General features: G+C 65.9%; 15 protein-coding genes. 9 read left to right on the plus strand and 6 right to left on the minus strand.

The window, feature by feature from the left end:
- Positions 1–90: 90 nt before the first annotated feature.
- The 4 genes from R4P57_RS21490 (at position 91) to pyrE (ending at position 3,439) form a co-directional block, all read left to right on the plus strand.
- Positions 91–1,011, plus strand: coding sequence for a DUF5666 domain-containing protein (locus R4P57_RS21490; protein WP_317804875.1), 921 nt, complete (start codon positions 91–93; stop codon positions 1,009–1,011).
- Positions 1,012–1,095: 84 nt separating this feature from the next.
- Positions 1,096–2,145: a hypothetical protein gene (locus R4P57_RS21495; RefSeq protein WP_411742408.1), complete on the plus strand. Its 1,050-nt coding sequence runs from the start codon at positions 1,096–1,098 to the stop codon at positions 2,143–2,145.
- 81 nt (positions 2,146–2,226) lie between these two features.
- Positions 2,227–2,787 (plus strand): LemA family protein, encoded by a 561-nt coding sequence (locus R4P57_RS21500; RefSeq protein ID WP_317804876.1) that lies wholly within the window; start codon positions 2,227–2,229, stop codon positions 2,785–2,787.
- Between the two features lie 103 nt (positions 2,788–2,890).
- A complete protein-coding gene (gene pyrE / locus R4P57_RS21505) occupies positions 2,891–3,439 on the plus strand; it encodes an orotate phosphoribosyltransferase (RefSeq protein ID WP_317804877.1) in 549 nt (182 codons plus the stop codon).
- 21 nt (positions 3,440–3,460) lie between these two features.
- Here pyrE and R4P57_RS21510 read toward each other — a convergent pair whose 3' ends face one another.
- The 5 genes from R4P57_RS21510 to R4P57_RS21530 all read right to left on the minus strand — a co-directional run bounded on the left by R4P57_RS21510 (position 3,461) and on the right by R4P57_RS21530 (position 8,538).
- On the minus strand, positions 3,461–4,069 hold the full coding sequence (locus R4P57_RS21510) for a class F sortase (RefSeq protein WP_317804878.1): 609 nt from the start codon (positions 4,067–4,069) through the stop codon (positions 3,461–3,463).
- A complete protein-coding gene (locus tag R4P57_RS21515) occupies positions 4,056–5,903 on the minus strand; it encodes a hypothetical protein (RefSeq protein ID WP_317804879.1) in 1,848 nt (615 codons plus the stop codon). Before R4P57_RS21515 ends, R4P57_RS21510 begins: the two co-directional genes overlap by 14 nt.
- A 275-nt stretch (positions 5,904–6,178) precedes the next feature.
- Positions 6,179–7,405 carry an MFS transporter gene (locus R4P57_RS21520; RefSeq protein WP_317804880.1) on the minus strand — a complete coding sequence of 409 codons (1,227 nt, stop codon included), beginning with the start codon at positions 7,403–7,405 and terminating at the stop codon, positions 6,179–6,181.
- Positions 7,402–7,863, minus strand: coding sequence for a MarR family winged helix-turn-helix transcriptional regulator (locus R4P57_RS21525; RefSeq protein ID WP_317804881.1), 462 nt, complete (start codon positions 7,861–7,863; stop codon positions 7,402–7,404). Before R4P57_RS21525 ends, R4P57_RS21520 begins: the two co-directional genes overlap by 4 nt.
- Before the next feature lie 75 nt (positions 7,864–7,938).
- Positions 7,939–8,538, minus strand: a complete 600-nt coding sequence (locus R4P57_RS21530) for a hypothetical protein (protein WP_317804882.1) — start codon at positions 8,536–8,538, stop codon at positions 7,939–7,941.
- A 131-nt stretch (positions 8,539–8,669) separates the two neighbouring features.
- Between R4P57_RS21530 and R4P57_RS21535 the strand changes: the two genes are divergently transcribed.
- A complete protein-coding gene (locus R4P57_RS21535; protein WP_317804883.1) occupies positions 8,670–9,308 on the plus strand; it encodes a lysoplasmalogenase family protein in 639 nt (212 codons plus the stop codon).
- On the opposite strand, the gene R4P57_RS21540 is transcribed toward R4P57_RS21535, so the two are convergent.
- The gene (locus tag R4P57_RS21540; protein ID WP_317804884.1) at positions 9,276–9,728 is read right to left on the minus strand and encodes a hypothetical protein; all 453 of its coding nucleotides are present in this window, start codon (positions 9,726–9,728) and stop codon (positions 9,276–9,278) included. The genes R4P57_RS21535 and R4P57_RS21540 overlap by 33 nt on opposite strands.
- A gap of 89 nt (positions 9,729–9,817) precedes the next feature.
- Here R4P57_RS21540 and R4P57_RS21545 point away from each other — a divergent pair, with 89 nt between their 5' ends.
- The 4 genes from R4P57_RS21545 to R4P57_RS21560 all read left to right on the plus strand — a co-directional run bounded on the left by R4P57_RS21545 (position 9,818) and on the right by R4P57_RS21560 (position 13,250).
- On the plus strand, positions 9,818–10,606 hold the full coding sequence (locus tag R4P57_RS21545; protein WP_317804885.1) for an SDR family oxidoreductase: 789 nt from the start codon (positions 9,818–9,820) through the stop codon (positions 10,604–10,606).
- 138 nt (positions 10,607–10,744) lie between these two features.
- Positions 10,745–11,353 (plus strand): DUF6636 domain-containing protein, encoded by a 609-nt coding sequence (locus R4P57_RS21550; protein WP_317804886.1) that lies wholly within the window; start codon positions 10,745–10,747, stop codon positions 11,351–11,353.
- Positions 11,350–12,039 carry an RNA methyltransferase gene (locus tag R4P57_RS21555; protein ID WP_317804888.1) on the plus strand — a complete coding sequence of 230 codons (690 nt, stop codon included), beginning with the start codon at positions 11,350–11,352 and terminating at the stop codon, positions 12,037–12,039. Before R4P57_RS21550 ends, R4P57_RS21555 begins: the two co-directional genes overlap by 4 nt.
- A 74-nt stretch (positions 12,040–12,113) precedes the next feature.
- A complete protein-coding gene (locus R4P57_RS21560; protein WP_317804889.1) occupies positions 12,114–13,250 on the plus strand; it encodes a glycoside hydrolase family 76 protein in 1,137 nt (378 codons plus the stop codon).
- The last annotated feature ends 7 nt before the right edge of the window (positions 13,251–13,257 follow it).

The following is a 13,257-nucleotide window of genomic DNA, read 5'->3' on the forward strand; positions in this document are numbered from 1 at the left end:
GTCTTCCCGGAACAGGCCCACACGAGCACTGCTCGTGTGGGCCTGTTTTGTGCCTTCAACCGGGGTGTACCGGGTAGGTACGCTCGTGGAATGACGAATCCGGACGACCCGCGGTCACCTCGAGAACGCGATCAGGACGCGGCACGCCAGGCGGAGTCATCCGAGCCGACCCAGGACTACGGACAGCAGTACCCCGGTGCCCAGCAGTATCCCGACGGCTCGCAACCGACGGAGCAGTATCCGACACAGGCGGGTCAGAACCCGGACCCGCAGGCCTATCCGCCCGGTTATCAGCCCACGCAGGCATTTCCGCCCTACGACCCCGAGCAGCAGGCGGCGGCGAATCAGGCCTACGGCCAGACCCAGCAGTACGGCCAGCCCCAGCAGTACAACCAGGCCCCGGGATACGACACAGCGCAGTACGGGCAGCCCCAGCAGTACGGTCACACTCAGCAATTCGGCCAGCCTCAGCAGTACGGCGCTCCGCCTCCCACCCAAGAACCGAACGCCGCCGACTCCGGCAGCAAGGGGCCCCGACCGTGGGTTCTGGCGCTGATCGGACTCGTCGTCCTCGCCATCGTCGTGGTGTTCGGAATTTCCTTCCTGAGCGGTGGATCGGACGAGCCCAGCACCACTGCCACCGGTCCGTCGACGTCGACGTCGATTCGGCCGCCTACCTCGAGTGCGCCCACGACCACGCCGCAGCCCACCGAATCGGGCACGGCCACCACGCCCGAGCTGATCCCGGGGGGAATTCCCGAGATTCTCGGGCAGCTCGGTTCGGCCGTGGGGACGATCACCGCGAACGACGGTTCGACGCTCACCATCGACGGACTCGACGGCGCTCCGGTGACGGTGCAGACCACTCCCCAGACCCAGATCATCTCGTTGAGCGGCAGCGACGTCGCGTCTCTGACCGTCGGCGCGGGGGTTGTGGTGCAGGGCGAGGCAGTCGAGGACGGAACGATTCGCGCGAACGTCATCATCGAAACGCCGAATCTCGGCGGATAGCAGCCCGAGTTGCTGTAGGGACCGTTCACAGGACCCGGCGGTGGTGGGCTACGAAGGTGTTGATGTCGATTAAGGTGGTTCGCGATGACGGCAATGTGGTTCGGCCTTGCGGCAATTGCACTGATGGGTGCAGTGGCGCTGCTCTACATCGACAGGTCCAAGCGAGATCAGTCCGGACGTGTACGGCAGATGTGGGCCAAGGCGCAGGGGTACGAGTATCGACCGCACGATCGAGAACTGGTCACTCGGTTCTCTCGCGCTGCCCTGTCCAAGCCCGAGTTCGACGTGGCTCTCGGAGTGGTGACCGGCGTTCGGCGAGGTGAGGAGTTCGTTCTCTTCGACGTCGAGGAGACGGGCACCATCGTGGCCGTGCAGCGCTCGGTCGGATCCGATGTAGACATCGACCTGAGGCCCCGCTCGACGCCACCGCCGCGCGACGAGGACATGGAATTGCTCGGCTCCATCGGTCCGCGCGTGGTGTTCGCCACCGACGTCGATATCGCTCGGCGTGTCTGCGACCAGCGGATGGCTGCGTTCACCGAGTCCATCCCGGCGAATCTGCAGCTCCTGTGGAGCGAGAAGGACTGGACGCTCGGATCTCTGCCGCTGAGCAGTTCCGGTCGCGATTGGGATGCCGCGATCGACGCGGTCGCGCGATTGTCGGGCATGTTGCACGTGCTGCCCCCGGTTCGCGGAAGCGCGGTCTACGGCGCTCGCCCCGGCGATCCCGGCCGTGATCGGAGCGATCCGGGTAGGCCACTGGTGCAGGAGGCACGCACTCAGCAAGCGCGCGTGCCGCAGAATCCCCAGCCCCGCGTGGTGGAACCCCGTATCCAGGCGGTTCGAAGCCCGGAGTCGCGCGTTGCCGAGCCGAGAACCCCTGCTCCCAAGACACCCGAGCCGCGGGCTCGGCCTCCTCGAGCAGCTGAGCCCCGTACTCCGGAGCCCCGTACTCAGGAGCCCCGCACCCCGGAGCCGCGTCCGCAGGAGCCGGGACGTAGGCCGCGTCCGCCGAGGCCCGATGCGGCCGGTCCGCAGGCCGCACGTTCGGCGAGTCCGTCTCGTCCGGTGCCGCGTCCGCCCGCATCGCGTCCGATTCCGTTCGACTCGGAGCGCCGACGCAATCAGCCCTGACGAAAGTTCGGCGTGTTTACGGGCGCAGACGCGCTTACGCGGCTAAATTCGTACCTTGTGACGGTTTCTTCAGGTGTTGTCGTGGCAGTCCTGGTCCTGGTCCTGGTTGTCGTGGTCGGTTACGTGGTGATCGCGGTGCGTCGACTCGCTCGATACAGCGAGCAGACGGAGCAGAGTCTGCGGCTGGTCGACGTCGAGCTCGATCGGCGTCACGAGCAGTTGGGCCCGTTCCTCGCCGCGGCGGAGGCCACCGGGCTGTCCGGTGATCTGCTGCGTCAGCTCGGCGGTGCGCGTTCGTGGTCCAAGGCCGTACGCGATCGTAGCCTGGGTCTGCAGGCGCAGGCCGCTGCCGAGAATGCGTTGTCCGCCTCGTTTCATGCTGTGCTCGCCGATGCCGATGCGCGTCAGAATGCGTTGGGTAATTGGTCGTTTCAAGGCCCGGCCGGAGAACTGAACGTCACCGAGCGTCGTATCGCAGGCGCGGTGCGCGTGTACAACGACAATGCGTACCGGTTGTCGCAGGCGATCGGCACGTTCCCGTCCTCGCTCGTCGCCAGGTCTCGCTCGTTGACCGCACCGGAACCGTTCGTGGAGACCAAGGAACAGCTCGACGAGCAGCAGTCGGCCGAGATCGCTGCCTAGTAGCAGAACGATCAGCGGAGCCGGCGGGAGCGCTGGCGGGCGTCGGTGGGTAAGTTCGTACCGACCTATCGAAGATCCGTGGTGCGACGAGAGGAATCCGAACATGGCCGAGAGTGCCGCGAATTCGGACCGGCAGGAACTGGCCGATTTGGTGAAAGAGCTTGCCGTCGTGCACGGGAAGGTCACGTTGTCTTCGGGCAAAGAAGCCGACTACTACGTGGATCTGCGTCGCGCGACTCTGCATCATCGGGCGGGTGCGCTGATCGGTTCGTTGATGCGTGACCTGGTTGCCGACTGGGATTTCGTGTCGGTCGGCGGTCTGACGATGGGTGCAGATCCGGTGGCGATGTCGATCATGCATGCCGAGGGGCGTCCGATCGATGCGTTCGTGGTGCGCAAGGCCGCGAAGGCGCACGGCATGCAGCGTCAGATCGAGGGACCGGACATCGTCGGCAAACGTGTTCTGGTGGTGGAGGATACGACGACTACCGGAAATTCTCCCCTCACTGCCGTGCAGGCTCTGCGCGACGCGGGTGCGACGGTCGTCGGAGTGGCCACGGTGGTCGATCGGGCGACCGGGGCGGACGAGGTCATCGCCGCCGAGGGGCTCGAATATCGATCCCTCCTCGGCCTGGCGGACCTCGGCCTGTAACCCCGGTCCCGAAAGAGCGAGTCAGCGAACCAGTTGCGCGACGACGACGAAGTTGTCGTCGGTGGGTTCGCCGCCTTGGACGTCGCAGTTGGCGAGGATCAATCGCCCCGGCACCGAGCGTCGGAGCTCGTTGTCCGCCAGCAGGGATCCCTTCGGTAGAGGGCCGACCGATTCGACCGCGTACTCCAGGGTGCCGCTCGCTGTGCGCAACGCGACGGTGTCGCCCGGTGTCACCACGCGCAACGTCTTGAACGGAGCATCGCGCTTCGAATAGTTATGTCCCGCAACCACTACCGTTTGTTCGGTCGAGGTTCCCGGCATGCCGCTCTCGGCCCACCACGCGGGCAGTTCGTCGACCGGGTTCAGTACCTGACCACTGTCGCCGCCGCGGTAGAGCGGGTCGGGATGGATGGGGCTGCTCAGATAGGTCGTGCCGTCCGAGGACCGGAGTTCGATGTATTCCGGCTGAGCGGGCGCGACGTCGCTCGCCGGTGCAGCCACCGAGATCTGTGACTGCACCGGCGAGCGGTCGGGCGCGGCGATCCCGACTTCGTCACTCGCGCAACCAGATACGAGTAGAACGAGAGTCAGGATCGCCGTCCACAGCCAGCGGGTGTTACGAGGTGGCATCGGTGGAGCTGCGGCGACGCAGGTAGAACGCTCCGCCTGCTGCCGCGACCACGACCACGCCGACTCCGGCCAGAATCACCGGGGTGTTGGACGAGCTGTCCGATCCGCCCGACGCCTCGTCGGAGGAATCGCCGAGAGCGAGATCGACCGGCGGCAGATCGCCGGCAACGCTGACGACGCCGTTCTCGTCGGTGGTGAAGTAATCCGCGACGGTGAACGATCCGTCCTCGTTCCTGACACCGACGAGGGAGACTCCGGTCTTGTCGACGACGACGGTGTTCTCGTCGACCTCGGTGACCGGAACGTCCTCGCGGACAACATTTCCGAGATTGATCGTCCACTCGAACTTCGGTCCGCTGGCGGCCAGTTCGGCGGCCTCGGCCTTGAGATCCGCTTCGACCTTGGCCTTGGCGTCGGAGTTGGCCTTCGCGGCCGTTGCTTCGTCCTGTGCGGTCTTGAGCGTGGCGGCTGCTGCGGCGGCGTTGGTCTTGGCTGTGGCGGCTGCCTCGGTCTTGGTTGCCAGATCTGCATCGGCAGCCACAACTGCGGCGTTGGCGTCCGTCACCGCCTGTGCGGCGTCGGCAGCCGCGGCCTCCAACGCAGCGATGTCGGCGTCGGACGGAGCGGCGTCGAGTGCGGCCTGGGCTGCGGTTGCTGCCTCGGCCTTCGCGTCGGCGTCGGCCTTGGCCGCGTCGGCTGCTGTTCGGGCGTCGGCTGCGGCCTTCTCCGATTCGGTCTCCTCGCCTGCGGCAGCGTCGGCTGCGGCTTCGAGGTTCTTGGCGTTCTGCTCGGCCATAGCGGCCACTGCAGCTGCGGTCTGAGCCTCGATGTGCAAGGCGAGCGACTTGGCCGCGGTGGCGGCTGCGGCCCTGGTGGCAGCGGCGACCTTGGCGAGGTTGAAGTTCTTGAACGAGTCCTGCAGTGCCTGGACGGAGTCCTCGACTGCCTTGGTCGACGCATCGGCCTCGACCTTGGCGCTGGCAGCGAGCTCGGCCTTCGCATTCGCGTCGGCGCGGGCGGCCGTGGCTGCGGCGGTGGCTTCGGGATCGCCCGATACCGCTGCGGCCTCGAGCTCGACGGCCAGATCCTCTGCAGTCTTGGCGTCGGCTGCGGCCTGGTCCGCTGCAGCCGTGGCCTCGTCGGCCGTGGTCTTCAGCTCGGCAGCGTCGTTCTTGGCTGCGGTGACTGCCGCACTCGCGGCCTCGCTTTGGACTTTGGCCGATGCGGCGGCCGTGACGGCTGCCTTTGCCTTGACGTCGGCCTCGGCCGCGGCAACCTCCGCTTTGGTGGCGTCGCTACTCGCGGCGGTGTCGGCGGCCTTGGCTGTGTCGAGGCGCACCTGAGCGGCGGCAGATGCTTCAGCGGCAAGCTTGCTGGCCGCTTCGGCGTCGGCAATTGCCTTCTTCTCGGCGTCGGAGAGCTGCGGGATGATGTCGAGGTTGACCGTCGCGGTTCCGTCCTCGTTCATGACGATGCCGGGGACGATCTGGGGCAGGGGTCGGATGCTCGACGGTGCTTCGGGGGCCGGGACCGCAGCGACGGCAGCCGCAGCGTCGGCCGCGGCGGCAGCCGCATCCTCCGAGGTCACAGCGGGTGCTTGGATCTGCCCGTCGACGGTGGCGGATCCTTCGACCGCTGCGCCCTCCCCTGCGGTCGGGGCTCCGGATTCGGTGCCGCCTTCGGTGGCCGGCTGCTCGACGGCGGAGCTTTCCGGCGTGCTCGGCTCCTGTGCACTGGCGATTCCCGGTGCAGCGATGGAGAGGGACAGTGCCATGGCGGCCCCGGCAGCGGCGAGGCGTGCCTTCTTGGACCTGGCGATCGACTTCTGCGACATGAAGATGGTGGCCCTTCGGTCAGTGGCAGCATCGTGCTGCGCGCACCCGCCCTCCCACGCGGAACGGGTGTTGTTGGTGAGTCACACGAACAACCGTGTTGACGTGACCGTAAACCAACCGGCCGGTCTCGCAAACCGTTAATGGCTTTACCTGAGAATTGGTTATGAAAGTGTTACTGATGGGACTCATGTGGCGAGAGAGATTCCCGACACGCAACGGCGGTCGAGACGCGTACATCTCGACCGCCGCGAAAACCCTTTCAGGTGACCGTAATTCAGTCGCCGACGGTCACCGCACGGGCCTCGTCGATGCTGTGAGGTGCAGGTTCGTGGTCGTCGACGTGAGCGAGCACCTTCCGGCCGGTGGCCAGGACCACGATCGCCAACGCGGTGCAGGCGGCACCGACCCAGAACGGAACGTGCATGTTCGATTCGCCGAGCTTGCCCGCGAGATACGGTGCCGCGGCCCCGCCGGTGAAGCGAACGAAGCTGTAGGCCGCCGATGCCGTCGAGCGCTCGACCGGTGCCGAGATCATCACGGTCTCGGTGATCAGCGTGTTGTTGACGCCGAGGAACAATCCGGCCACGACGGTTCCCACGATGAGGACGGTCTTGTTCTCGGTGAACATCGCCATGACGCCCAGATCGAGGGCGAACAGCAGCAGCGCGAGCATCATCATGTTCAGCGTTCCGAAGGCCCGCTGCAGCTTCGGTGCGATGAACACCGACGCGATCGCCAGGCACAGGCCCCAGCCGAAGAAGATGAATCCGATGGAGTACGTGCCCATGTCCAACGGGAACGGGGTGTAGGCGAGGAGGGTGAAGAATCCGTAGTTGTAGAGCAGCGCGGTGATGCCGACGGTGAGCAGGCCGCGGTGACGAAGCGCGCGGAACGGATCGAGGATCGACGTGGTGTGCGCTGGTTTCGGGGTGTCCGGGAGCATGACGATGAGCAGGATGAACGCGACGGCCATCAGTGCGGCAACCCCGAAGAACGGTCCGCGCCAGCTGAACCCGCCGAGAACTCCACCGACGAGGGGGCCGGTGGCGATACCGATGCCCAGCGCGGCCTCGTAGAGGATGATCGCGCGAGCGACACCTCCGGATGCGGCACCGACGATCGTCGACAGCGCCGTCGCGATGAACAGGGCATTGCCCAGTCCCCAGCCTGCGCGAAAACCGATGATCTCGCCGACCGATCCGGACGTGCCTGCCAGGGCTGCGAAGACGACGATGATCGCCAGTCCCACCAGCAGGGTGCGCTTGGGTCCGAAGCGGCTCGACACCACTCCTGTGATCAGCATCGCGACACCGGTCACGAGCATGTAGCTGGTGAACAGCAACGACACCTGAGACGGCGAGGCATCGAGTTGTTCACCGATGGGCTTGAGGATGGGATCGACGAGGCCGATGCCCATGAAGGCGATGACGCTGGCGAACGCGACGGCCCACACCGCACGCGGTTGCTTCAGCAGGCTGTCGGGGGAGGCGCTGGTGGTCACGAAGAAGTTCCTCTCATTCCGCGATCGACGGGCTCGAGGATGCTGCGAAGCTCGCTCAGTCCGTCGGTCAGTTTCTGAATCTGTTCCGGGTCGCGGTCGGACAGGTACGGCACCAATCCGTCGACGATGTGGCGTCGACTCGCGGCGAGCCAGCGGTGGCCGGCGTCGGTCATCTCGATGAGGACGGCACGGGAATCGTCGGGATCGGCGGTTCGGGTGACGAGGCCACTCTTGCTCAGCTTGGCGAGCAAGGCCGTCGCCGACGGTTGGGAGCAGCGGTCCAGCTCGGCGAACGTACTGACACGCAGTGGCTGATATTCCTCGAGCAACGACAGCGCTCGCATCCACGCTCTCGGCCATTCGTCGCTGCCGAACCGTGCGGCCAACCGGACGAAGCGTGACGAGCTGGTGACCAATTGCGACAGGAGGTCCCGGATGTCTGCGTCGGAGTGACTCACTGGATTATTATTACATACGCTAACTATCCATTACGAAACCGCGTGGCGGCCGCGGAACGGCTCGGCGGCGGCGGGTCAGTACTGGCGGAGGAGAGCGGCGATGTCGCGGTCCCACTCGGCGTCCCGTCGACCGTCGTAGCGGAAGCGCATCAGCTGATAGACACCGATGAGAACGGTCGCCACGAGCACCCAGCTACCGATGGTGTTGAAAATGGACGCGGCGACGACGTCCGAGGAGGTCAGTGGTCGCATGCTCAGATCGCCGCGGTTGTCGACCCAGATCTGCGTGGTGGTACCGGCAGGCGATCCGGTGTCGACGCTGACGCGTCCGGTGTGCTCGACGCCTCGGTAGACCCACCGGGAGTCGACGGCGGTCGCAGCTGCAGCACCGGACGAGCCGAATTCGGTCGATGCGACGGACGTGGTCTGAGCAACGGCCGTCGTGGTCGCGGTGACCTGGTGAATCGAACTCTTCTGGTCCTCGAGTCGTTGTTGTTGATCGGTGTGGGCGGTGGCACCGATCCACAGCGACACCGGAACCATGAGTATCAGGAGCGCAGTCACCCAGTGCTTGATGTGTGCCTGGCGTACGTCGCAGTCGCGGAGCAAAGGGTTGAGGTGGCCGGCGAAGGCAGAGCGACCCGAACTGTCCTGCCCGGTGAGTTTGCGGCGCATGATGGTCCCCACTACCTCGAAATGATCCGACCGACCTTTCCACGATGGCGACGCGACCTGCGAGTATCAAGCGATAGGGGTCAGCGTCACATGTGACGCTCACTGTGACGAGATTTCGGTGGAGGTCTGCAATGGTTGTCGGTCGGGTTCGGCGGGCTCGCGCGGCCGCGCTGGTAGCGGGTGCGGTGACCGTGGTCGGTGCATGGACGGGGTCGATGCCCGTGCAGCGCATGGCCAAGCCTCTGATTGTCCCGGCACTGGCGAGCGGGCTCGATCCAACGCGAGATCGGGTGCTCTTGGCGGGTCTTGCGGCGGCCACGGTCGGCGATGTTCTGTTGATCGACCCCGACGACGATTCCGCTCTGGAATGGGGCGCGCGTGCGTTCGCCGTGATGCAGGGCAGTTATACGTACCTGCTGTTTCGCAGGGGTGCGCGTCCGGCGCTGATCGACGCGATTCCGCGGTATGCCGGATGGGCGGCCGCGGCGACGCTGCTTGCCAGGCGTCAGCCCGCGGTGGCGTCGACCCTGATCGCGTACGGTGCGGTGCTCGCGACCACGTCGACTCTCTCTGCTCGTCCTGTCTCACGCGGCGGCGATCGGAGGCTGATGATCGGCGGCGCGTTGTTCACTGCATCCGACGCGCTGATCGTGTTCCGTCGACTGTTCCTTACCGAGGACCGTCAGCGGCGGACCGCGGAAGCGATCATCCTGTCGACGTACGTAGCGGCGCAGGTCCTACTCGTCGAGGCCTTGCGGTCGAGGCAATAGCAGCACCCGTTCGCGATGGGCCGGGTCGACGCGAACGGCGATAACCGTGCCCGGCTCGAACCGGGAGGTGTCGGCATCAGGGATGTCGTAGACGATCTTGCCGAAGTAGCTGCTCGAGCCGGGCACGGTGAATTCGAGGTCCAACTCGGCGGTGTCGTCGTCGATGCGGCGGATGGCATCCACCGTCGCCCACCCTTCCACGCCGTGCTCGATCAGTTCCTTCTGCTCACGCGTCGGCCGTCCGGCGATCATCATGGCCAGGCCGAGAGCTGCGCCGAATCCGGCGACCAGGGCTGCAAGCTGGTACGGAAGCGTTCCGGGCGGGGTTCGTTTGTTCACCCAGCCGATCCAGATTGCCAGCACAACTGCGTACACGATCGTCACGACGACGACGGCTCGTACGATTCTCGCGTTGTTCACTTCGATGCTCCTGGCCCGCTTGCGGCGGTGATTCAGTATTTCACGATAGGGGGTTACCGGTAAGTAGGGTTACATGTACGGTGTTCGATGTGACTCGACCAACTGTCTTCATCTCCGGCGCAGCAGCAGGTATCGGCCGCGCGACTGCTCTCAAGTTCGCAGCCAGTGGCTACCTCGTCGGTGCGTACGACATCGACGAGACCGGCTTGGCATCGCTCGGCAAGGAAGCTGCCTCGCTCAGCGGTCGTGTAGTTACCGGCGTCTTGGATGTAACCAACTCCGACCAGTGGGAAACCCGGTTGAAGGAGTTCGTCGGTGAGGGCGACGGTCGACTCGACATTCTGATCAACAACGCCGGAATTCTTGCCGCGGGTGCCTTCGAGGACATGCCACTGGCTGTGCACCGACGTCAGATCGACATCAACTTCAACGGGGTCATCTACGGCACCCTCGCGGCCTTCCCCTACCTCAAGGACACCGCAGGCGCGCAGGTCGTCAACATGTGCTCCGCGTCGGCCATCTACGGTCAGCCCGAGTTGGTGACCTACGGCGCGTCCAAGTTCGCGGTGCGCGGTATCACCGAGGCGCTGGATCTCGAATGGAGCAAGTACGACATCTCGGTCAAGGCCATGTGGCCGCTGTTCGTCCAAACGGCGATGACCCATGGCGTGTCGACGGGCACCACGAGCTCGCTGGGTGTCAAGCTCACCGTGAAGGATGTGTCCGACGCGATCTTCGACGCGACCCGTCCGGTCAAGCGTCGGTTGCACAAGGTGCATTTCCCGGTCGGCTTGCCTTCCAAGGCGCTCTCACTCGGCTCGCGCTTCTCGCCTGCATGGCTCACTCGCGAGGTCAACCGGCGCCTGAGCCACACCTAAGAACTCCTCGTCGGACGGTGCCGGCGCTCCGCCGGTATCGTCGGTCTTTCGAGCAATCGGTGTCGAAAGGTGGGTCGGGGTTTCTTCATGCTGAGTACGTGGGGTTCGAGCAGGCGGGGATCGGGCAGGACAAGGCAAATGGGTTGGGCGCGAGCCTGGTTGGTCGGAATCGGGGCCGGTACGGCGCTCGTTCTCACCGGTTGCAGCAGTGAGTCCGCTGCCCAGCCTCCGCCACCTGCGTCGACCACCACCCTCGCGCCGCCGACGACGACGGCAATCACCACCCCTGCGCCCGTGACGACCACGGAGCAACCGCTCGCTCCGCCTCCGCCTCCGGTCGAGCCGCCGCCCACCGCGGAACCGCAGACGACGTACGCCGCCATCGGCGGTGCGTACTACTTCAGTTCCCCCGACGGTCTGTTCCAGTGCGGAATCGTGCCGCTGTCGAGTCGTACCGAGGCCGGGTGCCAGGGCACCACCACTCCGGTGCCGCCGCGGCCCGAGGACTGCATGATCAACTGGGGCAACGGTATTCGAGTCACCAACGCAGGGCCGGCGGCGTTCATGTGCTCCGGCGGCGTGGTCTACACCTCGGGTGGCGAAACGATCGATCCTCCGCTCGCGGTCGGCGCGACCATCGCCGAGAACGGATTCACCTGCACGTCCGCCGAGAACGGCATCTCGTGCGTCGACGATGCAACCGGACACGGTTTCCGCATCGCACCGGACAGCAACGAAATCTATTGAGCGAGAACACGATCGGCCGCGAACCGTCGTCGGACGATGCCGGCCCCACCGAGTGGGGTGAGAACCCCAACGGCGTCGGACCGTGGTTCGACACGCACACCGAACCGCCACCCGACGATCCCCGATTGGACCCGGAACTGCTCGCGGGTGGTGACCGCCGCAACGTCGTCGACGCCTACCGCTACTGGCGACGCGAGGCGATCGTCGCCGACATCGACACCCGACGGCATTCGCTGCACGTCGCCATCGAGAACTTCACCAACGACGCCAACATCGGAACGGTGGTGCGCACCGCGAACGCCTTCGCGGCGCAGGCGGTCCACATCGTCGGGCGTCGTCGGTGGAACCGTCGCGGTGCGATGGTCACCGACCGGTACCAGCACATCCATCACCACGACTCGGTGGAGGCGCTGATGGCGTTCGCCGCGGAGCAGGGCCTCGTCGTCGTGGCCGTCGACAACACCCCGGGGTCGGTACCGATCGAGACAGCAGAGCTGCCGCGTCACTGCCTGCTGCTCTTCGGGCAAGAGGGACCGGGGGTCACCGACAGTGCCCGCGAATCGGCCTCGATGACGGTATCGATCGCCCAATTCGGCTCCACCCGCAGCATCAATGCAGGTGTCGCCGCTGGGATCGCCATGCACTCGTGGATTCGGCGGCATGCCGACCTCGATACTGCGTGGTGAAGCCGCAGCGGTTTCGGGGCGGTTTCCGGGGCGGGATGTAACGAATCAGCAACGGTAGTGGCAGGATTGCAGGCATGCAGGAGTTGTGGTCGCAGCGTGCGGACGCTGCGGAGGGGGCCGTCGTCGCGCGGCACATGCGTCGGCTGTGGGGGCTGCCGGGCACGACGTTGGGAGTCGTCGCCTGGCCACCGGTACGCAAGGAACGGATGTTCCTGCGCTGGCACTACTGGTGGCAGGCCCACCTGCTCGACTGCGCGGTCGACGCCGCAGATCGCGATCTCACCGCCAAGCGCCGTCGGCGATTGAACAAGATCACCCGAGCGCACCGAACTCGCAACGTCAGCGGGTGGACCAACAACTACTACGACGACATGGCGTGGCTCGGGTTGGCGCTCGAACGCGCGCAGCGGCAGCACTTCGTCGGCAATCGCGGTGGCATCCAGCAGATCGAGATGGAATTGTTCGACGCCTGGGCTCCGGCCGAGGGCGGCGGCATTCCGTGGCGCACGAAGTCCGACTTCTACAACGCACCCGCCAACGGTCCGGCCGCGATCATGCTGGCGCGCACCGGTCGGCTGTGGCGTGCCCAGGAGATGGCCGACTGGATGGACCGCACCCTCAAGGACCCGCGCACGGGGCTCATTCTGGACGGAATGCACTCCACTCGCGCACTCGTCGACGCCGGAAAGCCCGGCGAGATGGAACGCGCCGTCTACAGCTACTGCCAGGGCGTCACGTTGGGCCTCGAAACCGAACTCGCGGTTCGGCTCGGCCACCCCAGGCATGCCGAGCGGGTCCACGCGCTGGTCGACGCGGTGGAGAACCACCTGACCCGCAACCTCGTCATCACCGGCGGCGGTGGGGGAGACGGCGGCCTGTTCAACCCGATCCTCGCGCGCTACCTGGCGATGGTCGCGGCGGAGCTACCCGGAGACTCGGACGCCGACGACCGAGCACGCGAACTCGCAGCAGCGATCGTGCTGAACTCGGCCGAGTCAGCGTGGGAGAACCGCCTCGAAGTGGAGGACAACCCACTGTTCGGAGCCGACTGGACCCGCGAAGCCCGCTTCCCGGGGCAAGGCCTGCACATCGCCAGCTTCACCGAAGGAACGGTCCGACCGTCCGACGTGCCCGAACGGGACCTCTCGGTGCAACTGGGCGGTTGGATGCTGATGGAAGCCGCCCACCGCGTTTCGGCAGCTGGTTTTTGAGTCGCTC

It is taken from the genome of Rhodococcus sp. IEGM 1330 (assembly GCF_033142445.1).
GTDB lineage: Bacteria > Actinomycetota > Actinomycetes > Mycobacteriales > Mycobacteriaceae > Rhodococcoides.